This is a genomic window from Winslowiella toletana (assembly GCF_032164335.1).
Classification (GTDB): Bacteria; Pseudomonadota; Gammaproteobacteria; order Enterobacterales; family Enterobacteriaceae; genus Erwinia; species Erwinia toletana_A.
On sequence record NZ_CP134152.1, the window covers coordinates 4,677,985 to 4,703,215 of the forward strand.

At 54.3% G+C, this 25,231-nt stretch carries 21 protein-coding genes and 4 tRNA genes; 6 read left to right on the forward strand and 19 right to left on the reverse strand.

The window, feature by feature from the left end:
• Positions 1-40 precede the first annotated feature (40 nt).
• Positions 41-1,876, reverse strand: a complete 1,836-nt coding sequence (gene recQ, locus RIN69_RS21250; protein WP_313854382.1) for an ATP-dependent DNA helicase RecQ — start codon at positions 1,874-1,876, stop codon at positions 41-43.
• Positions 1,877-1,947: 71 nt separating this feature from the next.
• A complete protein-coding gene (gene pldA, locus RIN69_RS21255; RefSeq protein WP_313854384.1) occupies positions 1,948-2,826 on the reverse strand; it encodes a phospholipase A in 879 nt (292 codons plus the stop codon).
• A 179-nt stretch (positions 2,827-3,005) separates the two neighbouring features.
• Here pldA and RIN69_RS21260 point away from each other — a divergent pair, with 179 nt between their 5' ends.
• Entirely contained in the window at positions 3,006-3,476 is a 471-nt protein-coding gene (locus RIN69_RS21260; protein ID WP_313854385.1) for a thioesterase family protein, read from the forward strand.
• A gap of 82 nt (positions 3,477-3,558) precedes the next feature.
• A complete protein-coding gene (gene rarD / locus RIN69_RS21265) occupies positions 3,559-4,458 on the forward strand; it encodes an EamA family transporter RarD (protein ID WP_313854387.1) in 900 nt (299 codons plus the stop codon).
• Here the strand turns inward: rarD and RIN69_RS21270 are convergent.
• The 9 genes from RIN69_RS21270 to RIN69_RS21310 all read right to left on the reverse strand — a co-directional run bounded on the left by RIN69_RS21270 (position 4,438) and on the right by RIN69_RS21310 (position 15,219).
• Positions 4,438-5,484, reverse strand: a complete 1,047-nt coding sequence (locus RIN69_RS21270; protein WP_313854389.1) for an AbrB family transcriptional regulator — start codon at positions 5,482-5,484, stop codon at positions 4,438-4,440. The genes rarD and RIN69_RS21270 overlap by 21 nt on opposite strands.
• 122 nt (positions 5,485-5,606) lie before the next feature.
• Positions 5,607-6,560 carry a magnesium/cobalt transporter CorA gene (corA, locus tag RIN69_RS21275; protein ID WP_313854390.1) on the reverse strand — a complete coding sequence of 318 codons (954 nt, stop codon included), beginning with the start codon at positions 6,558-6,560 and terminating at the stop codon, positions 5,607-5,609.
• Between the two features lie 296 nt (positions 6,561-6,856).
• Positions 6,857-9,019 (reverse strand): DNA helicase II, encoded by a 2,163-nt coding sequence (gene uvrD / locus RIN69_RS21280; RefSeq protein ID WP_313854392.1) that lies wholly within the window; start codon positions 9,017-9,019, stop codon positions 6,857-6,859.
• A gap of 57 nt (positions 9,020-9,076) precedes the next feature.
• Positions 9,077-9,793 carry a 5-amino-6-(5-phospho-D-ribitylamino)uracil phosphatase YigB gene (yigB, locus tag RIN69_RS21285; RefSeq protein WP_313854393.1) on the reverse strand — a complete coding sequence of 239 codons (717 nt, stop codon included), beginning with the start codon at positions 9,791-9,793 and terminating at the stop codon, positions 9,077-9,079.
• Positions 9,793-10,701, reverse strand: a complete 909-nt coding sequence (gene xerC / locus RIN69_RS21290) for a tyrosine recombinase XerC (RefSeq protein WP_313854394.1) — start codon at positions 10,699-10,701, stop codon at positions 9,793-9,795. Before xerC ends, yigB begins: the two co-directional genes overlap by 1 nt.
• Positions 10,698-11,402: a DUF484 domain-containing protein gene (locus RIN69_RS21295; RefSeq protein WP_313854395.1), complete on the reverse strand. Its 705-nt coding sequence runs from the start codon at positions 11,400-11,402 to the stop codon at positions 10,698-10,700. The genes xerC and RIN69_RS21295 overlap by 4 nt, the downstream gene beginning before the upstream one ends.
• Positions 11,399-12,223: a diaminopimelate epimerase gene (dapF, locus tag RIN69_RS21300; RefSeq protein WP_313854397.1), complete on the reverse strand. Its 825-nt coding sequence runs from the start codon at positions 12,221-12,223 to the stop codon at positions 11,399-11,401. The genes RIN69_RS21295 and dapF overlap by 4 nt, the downstream gene beginning before the upstream one ends.
• A 39-nt stretch (positions 12,224-12,262) precedes the next feature.
• On the reverse strand, positions 12,263-12,478 hold the full coding sequence (gene lptM, locus RIN69_RS21305; protein WP_313854399.1) for an LPS translocon maturation chaperone LptM: 216 nt from the start codon (positions 12,476-12,478) through the stop codon (positions 12,263-12,265).
• Between the two features lie 188 nt (positions 12,479-12,666).
• Complete coding sequence (locus tag RIN69_RS21310; RefSeq protein ID WP_313854400.1) at positions 12,667-15,219, reverse strand: class I adenylate cyclase; 2,553 nt, start codon at positions 15,217-15,219, stop codon at positions 12,667-12,669.
• Between the two features lie 286 nt (positions 15,220-15,505).
• Between RIN69_RS21310 and hemC the strand changes: the two genes are divergently transcribed.
• Genes hemC through hemY form a run of 4 tightly spaced genes read left to right on the forward strand, consistent with a single transcriptional unit; the run spans position 15,506 to position 19,543 of the window.
• Complete coding sequence (hemC, locus tag RIN69_RS21315; RefSeq protein WP_313854401.1) at positions 15,506-16,447, forward strand: hydroxymethylbilane synthase; 942 nt, start codon at positions 15,506-15,508, stop codon at positions 16,445-16,447.
• Entirely contained in the window at positions 16,444-17,184 is a 741-nt protein-coding gene (hemD, locus tag RIN69_RS21320) for a uroporphyrinogen-III synthase (protein WP_313854402.1), read from the forward strand. The genes hemC and hemD overlap by 4 nt, the downstream gene beginning before the upstream one ends.
• A gap of 23 nt (positions 17,185-17,207) precedes the next feature.
• Positions 17,208-18,350 (forward strand): uroporphyrinogen-III C-methyltransferase, encoded by a 1,143-nt coding sequence (gene hemX / locus RIN69_RS21325; protein ID WP_313854403.1) that lies wholly within the window; start codon positions 17,208-17,210, stop codon positions 18,348-18,350.
• Positions 18,351-18,352: 2 nt separating this feature from the next.
• Positions 18,353-19,543: a protoheme IX biogenesis protein HemY gene (gene hemY / locus RIN69_RS21330; protein ID WP_313854404.1), complete on the forward strand. Its 1,191-nt coding sequence runs from the start codon at positions 18,353-18,355 to the stop codon at positions 19,541-19,543.
• A 622-nt stretch (positions 19,544-20,165) separates the two neighbouring features.
• On the opposite strand, the gene RIN69_RS21335 is transcribed toward hemY, so the two are convergent.
• From RIN69_RS21335 to wzxE, 8 genes are all read right to left on the reverse strand, one after another.
• A tRNA-Pro gene (locus RIN69_RS21335) sits at positions 20,166-20,242 on the reverse strand.
• Positions 20,243-20,274: 32 nt separating this feature from the next.
• Positions 20,275-20,361 (reverse strand) — tRNA-Leu (locus tag RIN69_RS21340).
• Positions 20,362-20,376: 15 nt separating this feature from the next.
• Positions 20,377-20,452: transfer RNA gene (locus RIN69_RS21345), tRNA-His, on the reverse strand.
• 77 nt (positions 20,453-20,529) lie between these two features.
• Positions 20,530-20,606: transfer RNA gene (locus RIN69_RS21350), tRNA-Arg, on the reverse strand.
• Between the two features lie 169 nt (positions 20,607-20,775).
• A complete protein-coding gene (wecG, locus tag RIN69_RS21355; RefSeq protein ID WP_313854406.1) occupies positions 20,776-21,516 on the reverse strand; it encodes a lipopolysaccharide N-acetylmannosaminouronosyltransferase in 741 nt (246 codons plus the stop codon).
• A gap of 44 nt (positions 21,517-21,560) precedes the next feature.
• Positions 21,561-22,913 carry an ECA oligosaccharide polymerase gene (gene wzyE, locus RIN69_RS21360; protein ID WP_313854408.1) on the reverse strand — a complete coding sequence of 451 codons (1,353 nt, stop codon included), beginning with the start codon at positions 22,911-22,913 and terminating at the stop codon, positions 21,561-21,563.
• Entirely contained in the window at positions 22,910-23,983 is a 1,074-nt protein-coding gene (locus tag RIN69_RS21365; RefSeq protein WP_313854409.1) for a TDP-N-acetylfucosamine:lipid II N-acetylfucosaminyltransferase, read from the reverse strand. Before RIN69_RS21365 ends, wzyE begins: the two co-directional genes overlap by 4 nt.
• A complete protein-coding gene (wzxE, locus tag RIN69_RS21370) occupies positions 23,980-25,230 on the reverse strand; it encodes a lipid III flippase WzxE (protein ID WP_313854411.1) in 1,251 nt (416 codons plus the stop codon). Before wzxE ends, RIN69_RS21365 begins: the two co-directional genes overlap by 4 nt.
• Between the last annotated feature and the right edge of the window lies 1 nt (position 25,231).

Sequence of the window (25,231 nt, forward strand, 5' to 3'; positions counted from 1 at the left end):
TGCGAGCACTGCCCGGATGAAAAATCGCCAGTAAGCGAGCTTATTCGTCGTCACCATCGACGTGTTCTCTGATCATCACCATAAACGGCTTACCAAAACGCTCCAGCTTACGCTGCCCGATGCCGTTAACGCTGAGCATTTCAGAAGCCGTCAGCGGCATCTGTTCAGCCATTTCGATAAGCGTGGCATCATTGAATACCACATAAGGCGGGATATTCTCTTCATCCGCAATTGCTTTACGCAGCTTGCGCAGTTTAGCGAACAGCTTGCGATCGTAATTGCCGCCATAGGATTTCTGGCTGCTGTTTTTACTTTTAATGGTGACCAGACGCGGAACCGCCAGCATTAGCGGCTCTTCACCGCGCAGAATCGGGCGCGCCGCTTCGGTAAGCTGTAATGCTGAATGCATGGCGATATTTTGCGTTACCAGTCCGAGGTGTATCAGCTGGCGCAACACGCTGACCCAGTGTTCGGTGGTCTGCTCGCGACCAATACCGTAGACCGGTAATTTATCGTGTTGTAACTCGCGAATACGCTGGTTATTGGAACCGCGCAGTACTTCAACAATATACCCCATGCCAAAACGCTGACCGACACGATAAATGCTCGATAACGCTTTTTGCGCTTCGACCAAGCCATCATAGCGCCGTGGCGGGTCGAGACAGATATCGCAGTTACCGCAGGCTTGCTGACGCCCCTCACCAAAATAGTTTAGCAACACCAGGCGACGACAGGTTTGCGCCTCGGCAAACGCTCCCATCGCATTTAATTTGTGACGTTCAATATCTTTCAGCGGACCTGGCGCTTTCTCTTCCAGGCAGCGGCGCAGCCACGCCATATCGGCCGGATCGTAAAACAACAGCGCTTCCGCCGGTAGCCCGTCGCGTCCGGCGCGTCCGGTCTCCTGATAATAGGATTCGATATTGCGGGGGATATCAAAGTGCACCACAAAGCGCACGTTCGGCTTATTAATACCCATGCCAAATGCCACGGTCGCGACCACAATTTGCAGATCGTCACGCTGAAAAGCTTCTTGAACCTGCGCCCGATGCACATTGTCCATTCCGGCATGATAGGCACCGACGCTCAGACCACGGCTTTGCAGCCGCGCAGCGGTATCTTCCACTTTCGCCCGGCTGTTGCAGTAAATAATGCCGCATTTGCCACGCTGATCCTGCACGTAGCGCATTAGCTGATCGGTTGGCTTGAACTTCTCCACCAGCGTGTAACGAATATTCGGTCGGTCAAAACTGCTGATTTGAATCAGCGGATCGTTTAGCTGCAACAGACGCGCAATATCATTGCGGGTGGTTTCATCGGCAGTGGCGGTCAGCGCCATAACCGGCAGCGTCGGGAATCGCTGGCGCAACTGGCCCAGCGCACCATACTCCGGACGGAAATCGTGGCCCCACTGTGAGATACAGTGTGCTTCGTCTACCGCCAGCATCGCCGGATTCCAGTGGCTCAGATTATCGAGGAAGTTGTCCATCATCAGACGCTCAGGCGCGATATACAGCAGACGAATGCGGCCGGTACGACAACCGGCCATCACTTCCTGCTGCTCTTCACGATTTTGCGTCGAATTCAGGCAGGCCGCCGCAACGCCGTTAGCCAGCAGTTGGTCGACCTGATCTTTCATCAAAGAGATCAGCGGCGAAACCACCAGCGTCAGACCCTCGCGCACCAGCGCAGGGATTTGATAGCAGAGCGATTTACCGCCGCCAGTGGGCATAACCACCAGACAGTCACGCCCGTTCAGCGATGCCTGAATGATGGTTTGCTGGCCAGGACGAAACTGCTGATAACCAAAGGTATCCTGTAATACCTTTGCCGCCAGCGCTTCATCATGCTCGTTGATTACTGCAGCCGTTGACACATCTTCCCCGTTTATCTCGTTATGACATGATTTATGGTATGTGGCGGATCGGTTTTCGCCGATCCGGCGCATCAGAACAGGTCGTTCAGGGTCACACCGACACCGACGCGCGTCTGGCGATGGTTGTAGTCGATTAATGACTCGCCGTAGCCGCTGAACACCTGCGTGTAGAAGCGTACGTGCTGGCTGATTGGATAGCTCCAGCCGAGTTCCGCGCCGCCGTAGCCGCTGTTCCAGTTATAGTTACCCTGTACACTAAATATGCTGTCGCCCATCATATAGCCGAGCTTCAGGCGGTAATAGCCCATGTACTTGGTAATATCCGGGTTATCATCATTGCTTGAGCTTTCCGGTAAACGGTACCACGGCTTTACTTCCGCCATAAAGTTACCGTTTTGCGCCATCAGACGAGCGTATACGCGGTTCCAGCTGCGTGAGGTCGGATCGGAACGACCATTAGACTGATGATTCAGCCCCAGTTCAACATCGCGTAACGTCCAGCCAGCAAAGCGGTAATCGGTCGCCCAGCCGAGAAAAATCTGCGGCTCATAGTTGGTTTCGCGGAAAGGTGACGACGCACCACGATTGGAAAGCTGCCACCAGGAGCGCTGGGTATAAGAGGCCGCCAGTACCGAGTTATCACCAAGGATTCCGCTCCACAGCGGGAAAGCCAGGCTGAGCTGGAATTTAACTTCGTCTTTCTTTGCTTTATCGGCCCAGTCATAAGACTGAATAGCTTCTTTATTCAGATCGCTGGTTACGGTATAGAGTAAATAGTTACCCTCATAAGGATACAGCACGAACGGGTTATCATGGTGCTCCAGCAGGTTAGCAATGATGCTGCCACGAACGGCTGGAGTATCATGAACCTCTTTTATGGTCGCTTCCTGCGCCAGTGCCAGTGCTGGCAGTAATGTGACCGCTGCCGGCAATCCTCGAAGCATACGCATAGTGTTCTCCAATAAAGCGAGCGCTGCAAATAGACGTGTAAAAAGCACGCCATTCTACACAGAAATACCGCCCAACATCAGCGCTGATTTCTCAAACTGGAAAGCCTGCCGACAGAAGCATAAAATACACAAATTATTAACATTTAACCTCTCCATAACTGCATTCGGGAAAGCACAATATGTCGGTTACTCTGTTGACTCAGGACGCAGCGCGTCGTCTGATTGGTGAAATTTTTGTCTATGATATGCCGTTTAATCGCGCACTGGGCCTTGAGCTGGAGCGCCTGGAGCCGGACTACGCCGAGCTTAGTTTTAATAATCAGCAGATGCTGGTCGGCAATGCTGCGCAAAAAATTCTGCACGGTGGGGTGATTGCTTCGGTGCTGGATGTCGCCGCCGGGCTGGTATGCGTCAGCAGTACTTTGACGCGTCACGAGAACATTAACGAAGAGGAATTGCGTCAGCGGCTGTCGCGTATGGGTACGATTGATCTGCGGGTCGACTATCTGCGTCCCGGACGCGGCGAGCGCTTTATCGCCAGCAGCAGCCTGCTGCGCGGCGGGAATAAAGTGGCAGTGGCACGCGTAGAGCTGCATAACGATGCCGGCGTATATATTGCCAGTGCCACGGCGACCTACCTGATCGGCTGATAACTTTATCGGGATCGCGTTCTCGCGTTTCCCTTCAACAATTTCCACATAACTTATTTTTATAAAGGGAAAAACTTCGTTAATGGATGCTCAACAAACGCGCCAGGGCGTGCTTTACGCGCTGGGTGCCTATCTGATCTGGGGCATAGCCCCGGCCTATTTCAAACTGATTCAGCAAGTAGCGCCAGGAGAGATTATGACTCACCGGGTGATCTGGTCCGCGCTATTTATGATTGTATTAATCAGCCTCAGCCGCAACTGGCAGCAGGTCAGAAAGACGTTGTATAACCGCAAGAAAGTCCTGCTGCTGGCGGCCTCTGCTATGCTAATCGGCGGCAACTGGCTGCTGTTTATCTGGGCCGTGAACAATCATCATATGCTGGAAGCCAGCCTTGGTTACTTTATCAATCCGCTGCTAAATGTGATTGTCGGCATGCTGTTTCTGGGTGAGCGCTTTCGTCGAATGCAGTGGCTGGCGGTCGGCTTAGCTGCCTGCGGAGTGGTGGTGCAACTGTGGAAATTCGGCTCGCTGCCGATTATTGCGCTTGGGCTGGCCTTCAGCTTTTCGTTTTATGGCCTGCTGCGCAAAAAGATCGCGGTAGACGCGCAAAGCGGGATGCTGATTGAGACGCTGTGGCTGTTCCCGCTGGCGGCCATCTATCTGTTTGGCATCGCCGACAGTAGCACCAGCCGGTTAACCGACAATTCGCTGTCACTTAATCTGCTGCTGATTGCCGCCGGAGTGATTACTACCATCCCGCTGATGCTGTTTACCGCCGCCGCCACTCGCCTGCGTTTGTCGACCGTCGGCTTTTTTCAGTATCTCGGCCCGACGCTGATGTTTCTGCTGGCAGTGGTATTTTATGGCGAGCAGTTAACGGATGATAAAGTGCTGACCTTTGCCTTTATCTGGGCAGCACTGGCGCTGTTCATCCTCGATGCGGTTTATACCCTGCGCGGTTCACGAATGCGCATAGCGTGAAATAAAACGCGCCATTGCCGGGCCGGTAAGCAGAATGGTGAACAGGCGTAACGTCTGCATCGCCATCACAAACGCAATATCGACCCGGCTACCCGCGGCGATTATCGCGACGGTATCCAGCCCGCCAGGGCTGGTCGCCAGATAAGCGGTCAGCAGATCGACGTGCAGCAATCGCGTCAGCATCCATGCCATTCCGCCACAAAGTAGCATCAGGCCGACTATCGACAGTATCATCTGCGGCAGGGTGCGCAGCGCCAGCAGAAAGATCGGCCGGGTAAAACGCAGCCCGACACTCCAGCCAATCAGCGCATAAGCCAGCGCCAGCAGCCATTCCGGTATCTGTAATGCCATAGTGCCGCTGGCATGCAGCGCGGCACCAAACAGCGCCGGTAATAACAGCGCGCCAGAAGGAATGCGAAATCGTTGGCCGATCCAGGCCCCGCCCAACGCTACAGCAATAGTGCCGACAAAGCGCAGCTCCAGCGCAGGAAACCACTCCAGCGGCGTGGCGCTTTGTGCACTGTCGCCCAGTCCGATTCGTGCCACCACCGCTGCTGCCGTCGCAACAAACAGCACCCGCAGATACTGCATAAATGCCACCAGCCGGGCATCGGCTCCATATTCGCCGGCCATCGCCACCATTGCCGACGCGCCGCCCGGCGACGATCCCCAGGCTCCGGTCGCACCGGGTAAACTACTGAAGCGCACCAGCAGGAAGCCGGATAAACCACTGGCGGCAAGCGTCAGTAACAGTACGACGATCACCACCGGCCAGTCGTCAATCAGCGGTTGCAGAATTGAGGGGGATAAACTTTGTGCAATCATGCAGCCCAGTATCGCCTGCGCCAGGATAAACAGGCGTTTATCGATGCGCAGCGTCGCGCCGGATAAGCCCATCAGCACGCCGATAATCATCGGTCCCAGCAGCAGCGCGGCAGGAACATGGAAGTATTGCAGCGCAAAACCCAGCAGCAGCGAAGCGCTGATCAGAATAAGCCATTGCAGCCTGTGTGACAGCCGTTCCATATTGAGAAAACTTGCGTTAAGAAAAGCAGGGGGTATACGTTACGCGGATGTGAATAGATCTGCCAGTACCGATCTCCTCTCGCCCATCCATGGCGGAGGATTACACTGCCGTGGTGGCCGGTTTACAGCCAGTTTTTACGCTTGAAATAGGCGTAAGGTGCCAGACCGGCCAGAATCATCAGGCTGATTGCGGCGGGATAACCAAAGCTCCATTTCAGCTCCGGCATAAATTCAAAGTTCATGCCGTAGCTTGATGCCACCAGCGTTGGCGGCAGGAAGACCACCGATACCACCGAGAAGATTTTGATAATACGGTTCTGCTCGATATTGATAAAGCCCATCGCCGCCTGCATCAGGAAGTTCACCTTCTGGAACAACGATTCGTTATGCGGTAACAGCGACTCGATATCGCGCAGAATTTCACGCGCCTGCTCCAGCTGAGTTCCCGGCAAACGCGCTTTACGCACCAGGAAATTCAGCGCACGCTGGGTATCCATCAGGCACAAACGCACTTTCCAGCCGATATCTTCCAGTTCTGCCAGCGTCGACAGCGCGCGGTCAAACTCGTCGCCCTGCTGCCCTTCCATAATTACCCGGCTGAGTTTTTCCAGATCGCTGTAGACGTTCTCAATCTCATCCGCCAGCTGTTCGATTTTGGTTTCAAACAGGTCCAGCAGTAGCTCAAAGGCATTGCCATCGACCAGCGTCTGATTACGCGCGCGCATGCGATAGAGGCGAAAAGCCGGCAGTTCACGCTCACGCAGCGTGTAAAGCCGTCCTTCACGAATGGTGAAAGCGACGGTGGAGTTACCGGCATGATCTTCGGCATCTTCATAGAAGAAGAAGGAGTGAATATGCAGACCATCTTCGTCCTCAAAAAAACGCGCCGAGGCTTCGATATCTTCCAGCTCCGGGCGGGTGGCGAGGCTCTGGCCTAGTTCACACTGAACACGATCGCGTTCATCTTCTTCTGGCTCGATCAGATCAACCCATACTGACGACGTCAGCTGGTCAGCGGTATCTTCAAGCTCCAGACGAGATAAACGGCTGTTATCCAGTTTAAATGCGCTCAGCATAGCAGTACTCCCAATTGCAGTAACATATGGGACATAGCGCCAGAACACGGGAAACGTTAACGTTTCAGTCAGTTTTCAAAGCTGACTCATGCGACGGGAAAAAAGAGGAAGTCGCTGACAACCACGAAGGCTACCAGCATTTAAGAGGGTAGCCTTAGGCGTTGCACCTGATAAACAGGTTAATGAGCCAGTATCGACTGGGTGTGTCCAAGGCGAATGTCCTCTTAGGGTAATCGTGGGCGCATGTTACGCTGAGTCGAAAAAGGCGTCAAGCGACCCACTTTACCGCTGGGGTATCAGACGGTTTCCAGCCGGGCATACGCCGCCACCAGCCATTTGATACCCTGTCCCTGGAAGGCGACCTGCAGCCGACTGTGCTCGCCGCTGCCTTCCAGATTGATGATGGTGCCTTCGCCAAACTTGGCGTGGCGCACCCGCTGACCAAGGGAAAATCCGCTGTCGTTTTCCGTCACCGGCGTGCCAAGACGCTGGTGATTAACTGGACGACTGACGCTGGCGCGCAGACGCACTTCATCCACGCACTCCACCGGCAGTTCGCCAATAAAGCGCGAGGGGCGATGGTAGACTTCTTTACCATAAAGCCGACGGGTTTCAGCATAGGTCAGGGTCAGCTTTTGCATTGCGCGCGTAACACCGACATAGGCCAGACGACGCTCCTCTTCCAGCCTGCCACCTTCATCCAGCGACATCTGGCTCGGGAACATCCCCTCTTCCATACCGACGATAAACACCTGGCTAAACTCGAGGCCTTTCGCCGCATGCATGGTCATCAGTTGCACCGCATCCTGCCATTTATCCGCCTGCCCTTCACCCGCTTCCAGCGCGGCATGGGAAAGGAACGCCTGCAGTGGCATCAGATCTTCATCTTCATCCTGGTAGCTGTACTGCCGCGTGGCGTTAACCAGCTCCTCTAAGTTTTCGATGCGCGCCTGGCCTTTCTCACCTTTTTCCTGCTCGTACATTATCCACAGACCTGAGTCTTTAATCACCCGGTCAGTCTGTACATGCAGCGGCATTTCGGCGGTTTCCTGCGCCAGCGAATCCACCAGCTCGCAAAACCGTTGCAGCGCCGACGCGGCACGACCGGCCAGCACTTTTTCCTGCAATAATACGCGCGTCGCCTGCCACAGCGTCAGCTGACGCTCGCGCGAGGTCTGGCGCACCACGTCCAGTGTGCGATCGCCAATACCACGCGTTGGCGTATTGATCACTCGCTCAAAAGCAGCATCATCGTTGCGGTTGGCAATCAGGCGCAGGTAGGCCAGCGCATCTTTGATTTCCTGACGTTCGAAGAAGCGCATGCCGCCGTAAATGCGATACGGCATACTGGTTTGCAGCAGCGCCTCTTCCAGTACGCGTGACTGGGCGTTACTGCGATAGAGAATCGCGCAGTCATTTAACGCCCCACCCTTTTCCATCCACACCTTGATGCGGTTCACCACAAAACGCGCTTCATCCAGCTCGTTAAACGCGCAGTAGAGGGAAATGGGCTCACCGTCGCTGCCGTCGGTCCACAGCTGTTTGCCAAGACGACCACTGTTATTGGCGATCAGGGCATTAGCCGCTTTCAGAATATTGTTTGTCGAGCGATAGTTCTGCTCAAGACGGACGGTTTCTGCGCCGTTAAAGTCGTTGAGAAAGCGCTGAATGTTTTCCACCTGCGCGCCACGCCAGCCGTAAATCGACTGATCGTCATCACCAACGATAATCACTCGCCCGGTTTCACCGGCCAGCATGCGAATCCACGCGTACTGAATATTGTTGGTGTCCTGAAACTCATCGACGAGGATATTGGTAAAGCGTTCGCGATAGTGATTGAGAATATGCGGCTTATTCAGCCACAGCTCATGGGCACGCAGCAGCAGTTCGGCAAAGTCGACCAGTCCGGCGCGGTCGCAGGCTTCCTGATACGCCTGATAAACGCGCAGCCAGGTCTGTTCAATTGGATTACCGTAGCTTTCAATATGCTTAGGCCGCAGACCTTCATCTTTTTTGCCGTTGATGTACCACATCGCCTGACGCGCCGGCCACTGCTTCTCATCAAGATTCATCGCTTTAATCAGGCGTTTCAATAACCGCAGCTGATCTTCACTGTCGAGGATCTGAAAATCCTGCGGCAGATTGGCATCAAGATGATGCGCGCGTAGCAGGCGATGAGCGAGGCCATGGAAAGTACCGATCCACATCCCACCCTGGCTGGTGCCGATCAGCTGTTCGATACGGTGGCGCATCTCTGCCGCCGCCTTATTGGTAAAGGTGACCGCCATAATTGAGTATGGCGAACAGTTCTCTACCGTCAGCAACCAGGCAATGCGGTGCACCAGTACGCGCGTTTTACCGCTACCCGCGCCCGCCAGCACCAGCAAATTGCTGCGTGGCGCCGCGACGGCTTCGCGTTGTTTGTCATTCAAACTGTCCAGCAGTTCAGAAACGTCCATAAGCACCATTCAGGCAGGGAAAACGCCGCAGCGTTTAACTGGATATATTAACAGGTATTATATCAGCGCGGTCAGCGATGCCAACTGCGAAATTTCGAGATGCGGCAGCAGGCGGCTGTCGGCGATTTTCATCAGGTTGCCTTGCCGCAGGTTAATCCAGCAGGCTTGCATACCGCAGCGCACGGAACCGGCGACATCGGTGGTCAGATCGTCACCCACATGCAGAATATTTTCCAGTGGGACATCCAGCTTTTCCGCCGCCAGATGATACATATCGTGATATGGCTTGGCGCGGCCGTGTGGCCCGGCGCGCAGGATAAATTTGAAATAACCCTCAAGGCCGAACAGATGCGGCTCGGCGTTACCGTTGGTCACCGCCGCCAGCGGAAAACGTTCGGCCAGCGCTGCCAGCGTCCGGTGCGTCTCTTCCGGTACGCTGATCTGGCTACGCCAGTGGGCAAAATTGGCCATCACTTCACGCGAGCCTTTATTCGCTTCTGCGGTGCTCAGTCCGACATTCAGCATCGCCCGCTCGACCGCCCGACGTCGCCACTCCGACACATCGTGATAAATTTCCGGCTCCTGCTGGCGCAGTTCATCGCGCAGCGCCTGGTAAGCCTGCTGAGTGAAATCATTCAGGCCGGGATGGTAAGCCTGCAAGAAAGCGTGCGACTCCTTCTGGGTACGGCGAATCACGTCGTGATTGTCGTACAAAGTGTCGTCAAGATCGAAGGTAATGGCTTTAATCGGCCGCAGCGTGCGATAAAAATGCATCAGGATTTTCCTCGTTTAGCACGGGGATGTGCAGCATCGTAAACCGATGCAAGATGTTGAAAGTCGAGGTGGGTATAAATTTGCGTGGTCGACAGATTGGCATGCCCCAGCAGCTCCTGCACCGCACGCAGGTCGCCGCTGGACTCCAGCATATGGGTCGCAAAGGAGTGGCGCAACTTATGCGGATGAATATGACTGTTAACACCCTGCTTCACGCCCCATTCAGCAAAACGTTTCTGCACGTTACGCGCCGAAATTCGCTTGCCCTGGTTGGATAAAAACAGCGCGTCATCGTCTGGCGCAAACAGCTCGCGCAGAGCGAGCCAGTGTTCAATCCAGCTGACCGCCGTGCCGCCAATTGGCAGGCGGCGCTCTTTGCTGCCTTTCCCCACCACCCAGACTTCACCGGAAGCCAGATCCAGGTGTCGGCAGTCAATGCCGACTAATTCAGCAAGACGTAAACCGGCACCGTACATAATTTCCAGCATCGCGCGATCGCGTACCGCCAGCGGATCGTTAAGATCGATATCCAGCAGCTGATTCACTTCATCGACATCAATATTTTTCGGCAAATGCCGCGGCGTACGCGGCGTGGCAATTCCTTTCGCCGGATTCGCCTTCAGCAGCCCCTGACTGACCAGCCAGTCGAGAAAACTGCGCAGCGCTGACAGTCGAAGTGCAAGGCTGGCCGGTTGTAGACCGGCGCGGCGGCTGCGGGCCGCCAGTGAACGCACATGAGCAGCATCCAGTTTTGCCCAGTCCGTAATCTTCATTTCATCCGCCAGCGTCACCAGCACCGTAAGCTGATGAGCGTAGCTTTTTTGCGTCAGCGGGCTAAGTTGCCGCTCGACTTTCAGGTAACGCAGAAAGCCCTCTACGGCGGATTGTAGAGGCGACGCGCTGTTCATGCGCGCTCAATCCAGCGCGACAACAGTTCCGGCAGCATCAGCGCCAGATGTTGTAACAGCAAGGTGCCCATGCCTGACTGATAATGCTGACTGTCGCGGCTGCTGAAAATCAGTACCCCGAGATCGCCGCGCTCGCCCATCAGCGACATCGCCACTGAGCCAATGGCTTTCGCCTGCGGCAACAGCAGCAGTAACTCCGGGCCATTCAGGCCGCCGAGATAGTGCTGCTCTTTACCCAATCGCTGAATACGTACCGCTTCAAACGCCTGCGGCGCAAGCGCCAGCTGGGTAAAATCAGAAGGGGCACCAACACGCCATTTGTCACTGAACAGGCGCACATTGGCACCCGCCAGCCCAAGCTCACGCGCCCAGCGATGCAAACGGTTCAGCATCTCTTGCAGGCTGGGAGCCGTCGCCAGATGCCCCTGCAACGCTAACAGCCGATCAAACAGTTGATGGTTAGCGGTGGCCTGCTCCATCAGTAACGTAATCTCTTCTTCCAGCTGGGCGATATGATTGCGCTGACGCGCCATATGCCATTCGACCAGCGAAACGCTCCCGCGCACAGGATGAGGAACTGCCATCTGCTCGACCTGGCGCGCGTTACGAATAAAGAAATCCGGATTTTGCAGCAGGTAATCACTTACCGCCTGATCGTCCAGCATCACATCGCTGGCGGTCTGTTCCCCGACATTTTTCATAGATGAATAAATCCGTCGTAAACGTGAGTGGCCGGTCCGGTCATAAACAGCGGGTGACCCGGCCCTTTCCAGGCGATATGCAAGCTGCCGCCCGGCAAATCAACGCGGACTTTTTCCGCCAGTAATCCTTGTTGAATACCCACCGCCACCGCAGCACAAGCACCGCTACCGCAGGCCTGTGTCTCACCGGCACCGCGCTCATAAACGCGCAGCCGGATATGCTCACGACTGGCCAGCTCCATAAATCCGACGTTAACCCGCTCCGGGAAGCGCTCATGGCTTTCCAGCACCGGCCCGAGCGTTTCTACCGCAGCGGTTTTCACACTGTCGACCTGAATCACGCAGTGCGGGTTCCCCATCGATACCACACCACACATTACCGTCTGTTCGGCGGCGCGCATCAGATAGATGCTTTCAGCTTTATTGGCGCGGAATGGCACCTGCTGCGGCTCGAAGTTCGGCTCGCCCATATTAACCCGCACCAGCTCGTCGCTGTTGACGCTCAGTACCATACGCCCGGTTTGGGTGCTGACATTGATATCGTTTTTATTGGTTAACCCTTTCAGGCGCACAAAGCGCGCGAAGCAGCGCGCACCGTTGCCACACTGGGCCACTTCGCTGCCGTCAGCATTGAAAATGCGGTAATGAAAATCCAGATCGGGATCGTACGGCGGTTCAACGATCAATAGCTGATCGAAGCCGATCCCCAGATGACGATCCGCCAGACGGCGAATCAGCTCTGGTGAGAAATAGACGTTTTGCGTGACGGCATCAACGACCATAAAGTCATTGCCAAGACCGTGCATTTTGGAGAACTGCATTTTCTGCTCCGCCGGATGCGCCATAGGTTATAGAGTCAGTTACATACTCGGCTGAGTAGTGGTTGGATTCTGATCGCGACCATCCGGCGGAGTAACCGCTGAATTCTGCGTGCTCTGCTGCGCAGGCTGCTGCGTTGCTTGCTGATCCTGCTTTGGCTGCTCCTTCGGTGGGAAGTACAGCGGGCCTTTTAAGCCACAGCCAACCAGGCTCGCTAACGCCAGCGCCATCGCCAGCTGGCATATCGTTTTGTTCATTATCATTCTGCTCATGATTGATGCTTACTGGTTGCTTATCATCGCAGGTGAACTCCGAAAAGCAATAGGAATTGGCGATTCGATGTTGCCGTCGCGGTCGCAATTTCGTCAGAAGATTAGCAGATACCGGCCTGCCGTGTGGTTCAGCCAGTTAACAAAAACAGGAAAGCACGATGGGCGATAGCCGATCAATGCATCTGCATACGCTCAGCGTAATCGGTGTGGTCATTGTCCGGGGCGGTAGCGCATAACTGCGTCAGGGTCTGGCTTCTGAATGGAATCACCTGCAGACGATCGTCAGCTTTAATGATGGTATAGAACTGCGGCAGGTTAAAGTTGATAAAACTTGAGCCGTAGGTAAAGCGGTCGTGTGACGACGAGTAGAAGCGGCTGACATCGCGCACCAGCTCCTCTTTGCTGCCTTCACAGTGGTGATAGATCTCAATGCGATTACTTTCATCAAGAATGTAGATATTGAAGCCGTGGTCGTCGTGGGTGTCTTCAAAGAAGAACTGAATAATCCCTTCGCTGGCATAGCCATTCACTACCGCTGGCAGACGTGTCTGATCGGTTTCTACCTTGATCGACAAGCCATGCAGTTTGTTGTTGGAAATCGCGCCGTAAAACTCGACGGCATTTTCCAGTTTCTGCACCGATACGCCAAGACGCTCAAAGAACAGGCCCCAGGTTTGGCCGGCAACACGCAGCGCTTTAAAACGCCCCGGTTCCTGACGGGTACTGGACAGGCGCAGTTCAATGCATTCCGAAACCAGCTGCTGCACGCGGGTGCGGATTAAACCACGCAGATGCTGGCTGTAGCAGAACACTTCTACTGCATCCGGCGGTGCCGCGTCCTGATGCATTTTACCGAGAATGGTTTTCAGCGCTTCAATCATCGCCTGCTCGCCATTAAAGTGCAGGGTACGCACTTCATTCCACGAGTTGCGGTACAGCAAATCGATACTGCCGACTAAACACTGCTGCTGTTGACCAAAGCTGAATACATCCAGCTTACGGAAATCGAAGTGCACAACCTGATTGCGGAAGGCCGCAGTCGGGTCGTACTCCAGGTTAACGATAATCGCCAGATGACGAATTTCACACGGGCTGTAGAGTGCTTTTGGCGTTGGTGACGGCAAACGCAGCGGGAAGTGGTGTGACACATCGGCCACCAGCTCCTGCAAACGCGCCAAATCGCAGGTCTCATTGCCTTTAATATGCAGACGCGTTTTCTCGGTCAGCAAACCATTAAACCACGCCCACGCCACCAGCTTATTCAGATAGCGGTTATATTCCAGCGGTTGATGGCTGATAATCGATCCCATATCCGGCGACTGATTATACAGATACCAGCCAGCGCGATTGGCGCGGCCATTCGGCACATGGATAAAGGTCAGATGCGACTCGGAGAGATCCGGCGAGATCTGCGGGTTAACCAGCGTCACTTTACCCGGCAATGCTTCGAAAGCGGCATACAGCTTACGGGTCAGCACGCCGATATCCTGCGGGCTGGCGCTGACGCTTAAGTTGTTACGGCGGGCGAAACGAATCAGATTGCGATAGCTCTGCATCATCGCATCCAGCAGTTCGTTATGGGCCTCACGTACCCGCTCGATTTTCCAGTCGGCACGGCTGTCGAGCACTGCCAGACGCGCATTGTCCCAACCCCACTCTTTTACCAGCTGGCTGAGAATTTCACGACGCCAGCCTACATTAGCGCCCTCTTGCGACAGCTTTTCACACACCTTCAGATAGAAACAGCGTCGCACCAGATCGAGACGCGCATGGTCGTCAATACTGGTGAGATAGTGGGTGACGCGTTCCAGCATCATGCAGTAAGGATCAAGGCCAAACGAGACGATTTCGCCATCGTGCAAGCGCTGCTTAATGTCCATCGCCAGCAGTTTGGTGTCCGGGTATTCCCAGGAATAGGCTTCCAGCAGCAGGGTTTTTAACACCGCTTTGTAGGGCGAATCGATACTTTTGTATAACTGCCACAGGCTGGCACCAAAGTACTCTTCCGCCGACAGCGTGCCGAGACCACCAAGATCCAGCCATTCATTTGGCGTCAGTACGCCCTTCGAATAGAGCGACATGACATAGTCATCGTAATGCTCTTCTTCTTCGCCCGGCACCATATTCCACAGAATACGCTTACCGGCCATGCGTACCGCAGTACGATAAAATTCATCCAGCAATAAGATATGCTGAGTCGAGCCGCAATCCTCACCGCCAAGATTGCCACTTTCGTTATGGCGAAAACGGTTTTCATCAATCAGGAAGAAGCTGACTTCGACACCCATCGATGCACACCACTTTTGCAGCAGAGTGCATTTTTTTTGCAGGCGCAGGCGCTCTTCATTATCGAGCCACGACTGGTGACACACCCAGATATCAAGATCGGAAGTGAAGTTCTGGCCCACCGACGAGGTGCTGCCCATTGAGTAAACACCGGTTATTGGTCGTTCACCTTTTACGGGCAATGCGGCAGCAGTGCCAGATTTACCTTCTAAATCATTGAGATAGCTTAACTGGCTTTCATCAGGCGTGAAAAAGCTGATGCCATGTGGAACGTTACCTTCAAGGTAACCCGGCATCAACGGGTGATGATAATGTAATAAGGTTGGCAGCAGACTGTATACCTGCTGGAAAGCAGGGCCCATGGCAGCCAGTGCACGATCGACGCGCAGCTGATTGATGGCATCCAGTCTCTGTTTCAGTGTCTCAATGTAGAGGTACAAGACGTCTCGCCTGATTGTCCCAGTGTTTTAAACAAACCCAGTTTCCGGCATCCGCCGCTTGATTTAGAAGTATTCGGGCGAATAATTGCTGGAAACGTGATCAATCTAACACCTGGCAGATTGACCGTAAAGAAAGTTGCGCTACACACAGTTTAGCACGTTTTACAGTCAATTAACCTTACTCATCTTTAGCTCATCCCTGCCCCACGGTTAAAAACCGTTGAAACTGACAGCATTCCCGTATCAATGATAGGATAATCAATGAACGATCAAAACGGTAAGAAGCATGTTAGACAAAATTTTAAGAATTGCCACCAGGCAAAGTCCGCTCGCTTTATGGCAGGCACATTATGTTCAGCAGCGCCTGATGGCTTGCCATCCGGGGCTTAGCGTTGAGCTGGTCCCCATGGTCACCCGCGGCGATGTGATACTGGATACGCCACTTGCTAAAGTAGGTGGTAAAGGATTATTCGTAAAAGAACTTGAGCTGGCGATGCTGGAAGGCCGTGCCGATATTGCGGTGCACTCGATGAAAGATGTGCCGGTCGACTTCCCGGAAGGGCTGGGGCTGGTCAGCATTTGTGAGCGTGACGATCCGCTGGATGCTTTTGTCTCAAATCATTATGACTCGGTTGATGCGCTGCCGCAGGGCGCGATTGTCGGCACTTCCAGCCTGCGTCGTCAGTGTCAGCTTAGCGCGCGTCGCCCGGATCTGGTGATCCGCTCGCTGCGCGGCAACGTCGGTACCCGCCTGTCTAAACTGGATGCGGGCGACTATGACGCGATTATTCTCGCGGTGGCCGGACTTAAGCGCCTGGCATTAACCGATCGGATTCGCCATGCCATGCCGGCAGAAGAGTCACTGCCAGCCGTCGGTCAGGGCGCGGTCGGAATTGAGTGCCGTCTTGACGATCGGCAGACCATCACCCTGCTGGCAGCGCTGAATGATGACGATACCTCGGTACGCGTCAAAGCTGAACGCGCCATGAATACCCGACTGGAAGGTGGCTGTCAGGTGCCAATCGGCAGCTACGCGGTACTGGAAGGCGACGATCTGTGGCTGCGTGGGCTGGTCGGTTCGCCGGATGGCAAACAGATGATTCGCGGTGAGCGTCGTGGCCCGCGAGCGGATGCCGAAAAAATGGGTATCTCACTGGCTGAAGAGCTGCTGGATAACGGCGCACGCGATATTTTAGCTGAAGTTTATCAGGGAAATCCGCCGGTATGACGATTCTGGTAACCCGTCCATCACCTGCTGCCGAAGAGCTGGTCAGCCGCCTGCGCGCGCTGGGACAGGTTGCCTGGAGCCTGCCACTGATTGAATTTACGCCTGGCCGCGATCTCGACCGGCTGCCACAGCTGCTGAGCCAACTGTCAGCGGGTGACCTGCTGTTTATTTTGTCTCAGCATGCGATTCACTATGCTCAGCCAATAATCAGTCAGCACGAATTAACATGGCCTGCCAGCCTGGACTATTATGCTATAGGTCGCACTACTGCACTGCTGATGCATACCGTCAGCGGCTTGCCGGTGGAGTATCCCCATCAGCGTGAAACCAGTGAAGTGCTGATTCAGCTGCCGGCTTTAATGCAGGTTGCTGGCAAGCGGGCGTTAATTTTACGCGGCAATGGCGGGCGTGAGCTGTTAGCTGAAACGCTAACAGAGCGCGGTGCAGAAGTGACGTTCTGCGAATGCTATCAGCGCTGTGCCAAAGTTTACGATGGCCTGAATGAAGGCCGACGCTGGCGCGATCGCGGCATTGATACGCTGGTTGTGACCAGTGGCGAAATGCTGCAACAACTCTATTCACTGTTCCCCGATATCGATCGTCAGGAATGGTTATTACGCTGTCGACTGGTGGTCGTCAGTGAACGTTTGGCTACCCTGGCCAGGGAGTTTGGCTGGCAGGATATTACGGTAGCCGATGGGGCCGATAACGACGCGCTGCTGCGCTCGTTACAATAAACTTTAAAATGGGATGTGCCACAATGACGGAACAAAAAGATTCCTCCGCCATGGTTGAAGAGACCACCCCAGCGGTAGAAGCAACCACGTCACCGGAAGCAAAACCGCCGCGCAAGCCAAAAAACAGCGGTACGGCGTTGGGTGCCGTGGCGATTGTTATCGCGCTTGCCCTGGGCACTGGGCTTTATATTAATGCTAAACACCAGGCTCAGGCCCAGACGGAGACCAATCAGGCACTGGCCGATCAACTGGCCGCACTGCAACAGCAGGCGAATAATGACAAGCAGCAGCTGAGCGAGCAGCTCAAGATGCAAACTGGCGAATTGCAGGCCGCACGCGATCGGCAAGCCACCAGCGATAAGCAGCTGGATGAGCTACAGGAAAAAGTCACCACGATTTCCGGCAACGATGCGCGTACCTGGCTGCTGGCGCAGGCGGACTACCTGGTGAAACTGGCAGGCCGCAAACTGTGGAGCGATCAGGATGTCACCACCGCCGCTGCGCTGCTGAAAAGTGCCGACGCCAGCCTGGCCGATATGAATGATCCGAGCCTGATCGAAGTGCGTCGCGCGCTGACTCAGGATATCAGTAACCTGTCGGCGGTCAGCCAGGTGGATTACGACGGTATCATTCTGAAGCTTAACCAGCTGTCGAACAGCGTGGATGATTTACGTCTGGCGGATAACGATAACGACGACTCACCTATGGATGCCGATGGCGGCGAGCTATCGTCGTCGCTGCGTGAGTGGCGTCAGAATCTGGTGAAAAGCTGGCACAAATTTATGGATGATTTTATTACCGTCCGCCGCCGGGATAATACGGCGGAGCCGCTGCTGGCACCAAATCAGGAGGTCTATCTGCGTGAAAATATTCGCTCGCGCCTGCTGATTGCCGCACAGGCCGTGCCGCGCCATCAGAATGAGATCTACAAACAGTCGATTGATACCGTCTCAGCCTGGGTTCGCGCCTGGTATGACACCAACGATGCCAGTACCAAAGCCTTCCTGAACCAGCTGGACGAATTAAGCCAGCAGACGATTGCAATGGACGTGCCGGACACGCTGGAGAGCCAACCGATGCTGGATAAACTGATGCAAACGCGAGTGCGCAATCTGCTGGCGCAGCCGTCAGGCGATCAGCAGCAGCAGCAGCAGCAGGGAGAATAAGCATGCTTAAAGTACTTTTGCTTTTTCTTCTGCTGATTGCCGGTGTGGTAATTGGCCCGATGATCGCAGGTCATCAGGGATACGTACTGATTCAGACCGATAACTGGAATATTGAAACCAGCGTGACCGGGCTGGCGATCATCCTGATCCTCGCGCTGCTGGTGATCCTCGCGGTGGAATGGCTGTTGCGCCGCATCTTCCGCACCGGTGCCAAAACGCGTGGCTGGTTCCTCGGTCGCAAACGCAACCGGGCGCACAAACAGACACAGGCTGCGCTGCTGAAGCTGGCGGAAGGCGATTACAAACAGGTTGAAAAACTGCTGTCACGTAATGCTGACCATGCCGAGCAACCGGTGGTGAACTATCTGCTGGCGGCGGAAGCGGCCCAGCAACGCGGTGATGAAATGCGAGCCAATCAGCATCTGGAGCGCGCATCAGAACTGGCGGCAGGCGATCAGCTGCCGGTTGAGATCACCCGTGTGCGTATTCAGCTGGCACGAAATGAAGATCATGCGGCGCGTCACGGCATCGATCGTCTGCTGGAAGTGGCTCCACGCCATCCGGAAGTGCTGCGCCTGGCGGAACAGGCTTATCTGCGCACCGGCGCATGGGGCTCTTTGCTGGATATTCTTCATCCGATGGAGAAAGCGCAGGTCAATGATGAAGCGCACCGCAGCGCGCTGCAACAGCAGGCGTGGTTAGGTTTGATGAATCAGGCGATGGCCGATCAGGGCAGTGAAGGCCTGAAGAGCTGGTGGCAAAATCAGAGCCGTAAAACCCGCCATGAAACGGCATTGCAGGTGGCAATGGCAGATCATCTGATCGAGTGCGACGATCATGACACTGCGCAGGCCATTGTACTGGAAGGACTGAAACGCCAGTATGACGAGCGTCTGGTGCTGTTGATGCCGCGTCTGAAAACCGGCAATCCGGAGCAGCTGGAAAAAGCGCTGCGCCAGCAGATCAAACAACACGGTGCAACGCCTTTGCTGCACAGCACGCTGGGACAGCTACTGATGAAGCATGGTGAGTGGCAACAGGCCAGTGAAGCGTTCCGTGAAGCGCTGAAACAGCGTCCTGATGCTTTTGATTATGCATGGCTGGCTGACAGCCTTGATCGCCAGCATAAGCCGGAAGAAGCGGCAGAGATGCGACGTGACGGGCTACTGCTGACGTTGAAGAATAATCCTTGAGCGCGTAAACGGCGTTAATACCGCCGTTTCGATAGCAGACCCTGAGGGGCGGCGTTTTTCGCCGCCCCTTTTTTTATCCTACTACCCCGGTTTCAGGCAAAAAAAAACACCTGCCAAAATGGCAGGTGTAAATATCAGATCGGTAAGACAACCGATTGGTACCAGACTCAACGTGATGTCCTGTGAATCCAATAAGGTGAAACACGATATTGGCTGGCTGGACAACTGGCACCGTAAAATGGCTCCGCGTCATTCCCAGGTTTATGAAGCATAAGCAAACATAAGAGGTGGAATGAGCATCTACATCGTCAGTATTGCACATTCCGTGCCAGAACTAAAAATTACTTAATAACTGACTAATTTTAATCGTATAAATAATTTTTATGCTGCCAGAACATCCTCTGCAGCTGTTGCTAAATCGCTACAACAGAGCGGATTCTTGTCGCCAAATAACGACATCGAGAGCAAAAAGTAAAAAAAAACATGAATAAACAGTAAGTTAAACGTCTCCGAATTGAGACAATAAAGGTTTTTTATCGCAGAGCCAGGAATATTCCCGGTGGGAAGCGCCGGACGAACGCCAGACGCAAAAAACCCCGCTAAAAAGCGGGGTTTCGAAATATGGTCGGCGAGAGAGGATTCGAACCTCCGACCCACTGGTCCCAAACCAGTTGCGCTACCAAGCTGCGCTACTCGCCGAAATGTACTGCTCACAACTCAAAGATTTTGTGTGGTGCGAAGAGAGGGACTTGAACCCTCACGTCCGTTAAGACACTAACACCTGAAGCTAGCGCGTCTACCAATTCCGCCACCTTCGCATACCTTACAAAATCTGGGGTGGCTAATGGGACTCGAACCCACGACAACTGGAATCACAATCCAGGGCTCTACCAACTGAGCTATAGCCACCACATCTTACTGCCTGTACTACTTAACTACCGGAAACGCGATAATAATACCACCGCAGCTCTTGCGCACAAAGTAAATGGCGCGCCCGACAGGATTCGAACCTGAGACCTCTGCCTCCGGAGGGCAGCGCTCTATCCAGCTGAGCTACGGGCGCGTAGCGCCGTTGCGGATGTGCATACTACGGATGTGAGCCGATACTGTCCAGTGCTTTTTCACAAAAAAAACGCGTTTGCTTACGCTTTGTGCATTCCGTCGAAACAACAGCCGTTTTTAACGCTTTTTGCCGGTTAATTAAGCGTGATTCAGCCAGGCAGATGAAAAAATCACAGCTGACCACGATAATGATAGTTGAGATATTTCAGCAGTCTGAGCTGACGACGTAATCTGCTCGGCTGCAGAATCAGGCGATACAGCCACTCTAAGCCCAGATTCTGCCAAACCTGTGGCGCACGCTTCACGTGACCGGTAAACACGTCGTAGGTGCCCCCCACCCCCATATACAACGCCTCAGGCCAAAACGCTTTGCAATCGCGCATCAGTATTTCCTGCTTTGGCGACCCCATGGCGACGGTGACAATTTTTGCGCCACTGTCGCGAATACGCTGAAACAGCGCCTCGCGGTCGGACGGGGCAAAGTATCCATCCTGACTGCCAACAATATTGACGTTCCACTGGCGACGTAACTTCTCTTCAGTTTGCGCCAAAATCTCCGGCTTGCCGCCAATCAGAAATACCGGTGTTGCTTCACGTCCGGCGCGTTCCATCAGCGCTTCCCATAGATTTGCGCCGGGAACGCGCGTGACCTGCGCCTGTGGATACTTTTTGCGGATAGAACGAACAATACTGATGCCATCGGCGTATTTATATTCTGCGTCATCAATCAGCTTGTGCATGTCGACATCGCTTTCCGCAGTCAGCACCTTCTCTGCATTGATAGCAACCAGCGTACCGGTTTTAAGCCGATCATCGCCATAGAGAAAATCCAGGCATTGCGTCATATCGCGAAAACCATACAGCGACAAACCGCGAATTTGATACTGCGGCGCAGCAGAGGTGACGTTCATTACATTTCCCTTACTTCAAACCGGCGACTGCGCCGGAAGAGAATTTATTGTTGTATTACCGGATGAGCCGCAGCACGCATAAAGCGCTGACGAATCAATCCTGCACGATCAAATAACCAGTAAAGCAGTTTCGCTAACACCACGCAGGCACCGAAAATAATGCAGAAAAACACCACGCGTGAGGCAAAGGCATCAACACCTTCACGGGCCAGTACGATCATGTTAAACACTGCGCCAAAACAGAAGCTTTGCAGGATAGCCGCCTTGTAGCGATTACTGTCCGCCTTGCCCAGTTCGTACAACCAGTCGAACCATTTGATAATCATACCGACCGCCACCGCGCCGAGCGGGATAAATGCCGCGCCGCCCATCACCACCAACGAGCCAAGCAGCGTGGGTGAAATCGCCAGCCCGGAATGGTTGTTCAGCACTTCCCAGGTAAAGTAATTGGCACTGTTCAGCACAATGCCCGGACGATCGGGCCATAGCCAGCTGGGTATAAACACGTAAAAGTCGCGCACAATCGGCGCCAGCCCCTGGAAATCAATCTTGTCGTAGTTTTGCAGCAACAGGCCAAGATTTTCCCACGGCGAAAATGTATCGCGAGTCAGATAGAGGAAGGTATAAAACGCTTCAGCGCCGCTGACGTCGAGGTTATAGCGACGCAGCGCCAGCCAGAACATACCGACAATTCCCATCATCCCGGCGACCACCAGCATCCACAGCGTAATCCAGCCGCGAATAATGCCGATAAACAGGAACAGAGCAAAGGCGATGATGATATTGGCACGCGTGCCACCAACTATCACATAGGTCAGCAAGCCAAATGCCACGGTGCTGACGAGGAAAAACAGCCAGGCGCGCGAGTCTTGCCGCAGGAAGTAGACCACCAGCATCGCCGGGATAAAGAAGTAGAAAAAGCGCTTCAGCGCCACACCGGAAACGTCACTGGAGAAGATCTGACTGTAAGCATGCAGCCTGAACAGCAGGAAACCGTTGTGCATAAAGAACACCGCAACGGTGCCCAGTGCGACCAGCGCCAGCAGCATCCAGGTGAGATGGGTTTCAACACGATTCATGCTGAACACCGGCCGCCGTGGTGGACGATCTGCCGCGCGCAAACGGGTTTTATAGCTGACGTAATAGATGCCATAGAAGCAGCTGGCCGCCAGCATCGCCTGCAGCAAGTTTTCTGCCGGCACCACGTTGACGTCAAACTGGAACACCAGAATGCAGGTCAGCGGAAAACCAAAGTAAAAGGTCAGTAAAAATAGCAGCGAGAAGAAGACGTTAAAGTTGAAGCGTACACGGCGAAACTCACGAAAAGTCAGCGTGAGAATGAATCCGACCGACAGCAAATACACCACCAGCAAACCACTAAACTGCATCAGATTCATACGGCTTCCCCTTCAGCCAGGGTTAACGCCTGTTGCCAGCCGGCAATAAACGCCGGATCGAAAAAGGCGATACGGGGCTTATCCAGCAGGCTTAACTGTCGGCGCGCTTCTTTTACCATTCTCTCATCCAGCAGATCTCCGCTGAACAACACCGGTACTTGCTGCTCGGTTAAGTCCTGCCAGAACGGATTTTCACGGCTCAGCACAAAAGGCACGTTGGCCTGAATCAATAAACACAACGTCCCAATTCCCTGCTGCCGGCGGAATATAAAGTAACCGAGATCGCAGCGGGCAATCAGCTGTAAATAGTCGTTAAACTCCAGCTTATCGGTTAACAGCTGCAAGTTATCAGCGCTGAACAGCGCCTCTGCCGCCTGACGCACGCGGTCGATGTACTGCTGATTATTCGCTGGATAGCCCAGCGGCACCACCACTTTTATTCTGTCACCAAACTGCTGATGCAGTGCCTGTAACGCCTCAATATGGCGATTACTGGCATCGCCCGAGTTGCCTACCAGCACGGTAAAAGGCCGCCCGGTTTCATCGTTTTGCGGTGCCTGAGCCTGCATACGCGTCGGGAAGTAGAGCAACGATGAAGGCGTATCGGGATGGCGCTGATGATAATGGTTAATGTCGCCGCGGGTGGCAAACAGATGGCCGACCCTGCCCTGCGCCCAGCGGCGCATCAGGTAAAACAGCCGGAACTTCAGGCTGGATGACTCTTCATACAGGTCAGCGCCCCAGACATGCCAGTACACCTGCGACGAGGTTATTTTCCCACGCAATATCGCCAGCCACAGCTGCGGATTAAACTGACCGTGCAGGAAAAAGCGCGTCTGCCGCTGCTGCGCCCGCTGGATAACCGCCTGAGCCAGCATTTTTTTACTGGCAAACAGCTCGATATTCAGTGCGCTAAACTCAGCGAACGCACTGCTGTCACGGGCAACCACCATAAAGTGACGAGCATCGGCGCTCGGCTGCCTGACGCTTAAAACATCATTAAAGAAGCGCAGCACCGTAAGGTTGTGATGGGGAATATCCGATCCCAATACGTGAATCAGTTTAGTCATACTCGTCGACGATAAATGATGAAAGCACTGCAACACAGCGCAAAATAAACCACATAGGTTGCCAGATAGGCTTGCGCCGCCCCGGTTGCACCCTGTAGCGGAATCAATAAACGTGAAAATGCCGTGAGTAAAATAAACTGGCTGATTTCAGTTAAAATGTAGAAACGCAGTGACGCTTTGGCGATAACCAGATAGCCGAAGACATAAGAAGCGACTTTCAGCACATCACCAGGCAACTGCCAGGCAAACAGATCGCGCATGCCGCTAAACTCACTGGAAAACAGCAGCCAGATGGCAAAATCACGCAACAGCCAGACGCAGAAACTGACCGCCGCCACCGCCGGAATAACAAAGCGCAGCGCACGAAGAATTTCCGCTGAAATTTCCGCTTTATTTGTCAGCCGTGACAGCGTTGGCAACAGCCAGACGCTAAAAGTAGCGGTAATAAATTGCAGATAGGCATCAGAAATGCTGGTCACCCCCTGCCATAACCCCACCTCTTCCCAGCTGTAGTGCGCCGCCAGCAGGTTACGCATCATCACCCAGGCCACCGGTAAGGTTACCGAGGTGATAAGCGCCATCAGGGTGAATTTACCGAGATTACGCGCCAGTTCACCGTGCCATTGTGGTAGCAGATAGCGCATCGGCAGATGATCGCGTTTTGCCAGCAGCAGCGCCGCAGGCACCACCACCAGCGCCGGAACCAGTGCCAGCCCGACCAGCGCACCGCTATAGCCGCCAACCCTGTAGCAGGCGTAATAGGCCACCACTCCAATCAGACTGCCAAGTATCAACGCCAGCGCGTTGCCGCGCGCATCGCGAAAACCTTTCATGATCGCCAGCGACAGGTTGGCCCAGGCAATGCCCATTTGCAGGAACGCTACAATCCGAATCACCTGCTGATAATCCGCATGGCCAAACAGACCGATACTGATCGGTTTTGCCGCCAGCAGAAAAACAACCGCCAGCAGCGTCGAGAAGCCCAGCACCATGGTCGATGCAGTACCGGTAACCGCCCGCAGCTGCTCAGGTTGCTGCTGATATTCGGCAACGTACTTGGTAATACCGTTAAAGATGCCAGCACCCGCCAGCACCCCCAGTACCGTGATCAGCTGACGGAAGTTACCCGCCTGCCCGACGCCGCTCGGCCCGTACGATACCGCCAGCAGTTTTATCACCAGCAATCCGGCAGCGATTTTTACCAGTGTCGACGCTGCGGTCCACACTGAGGCTTTGGCCAGTGACATA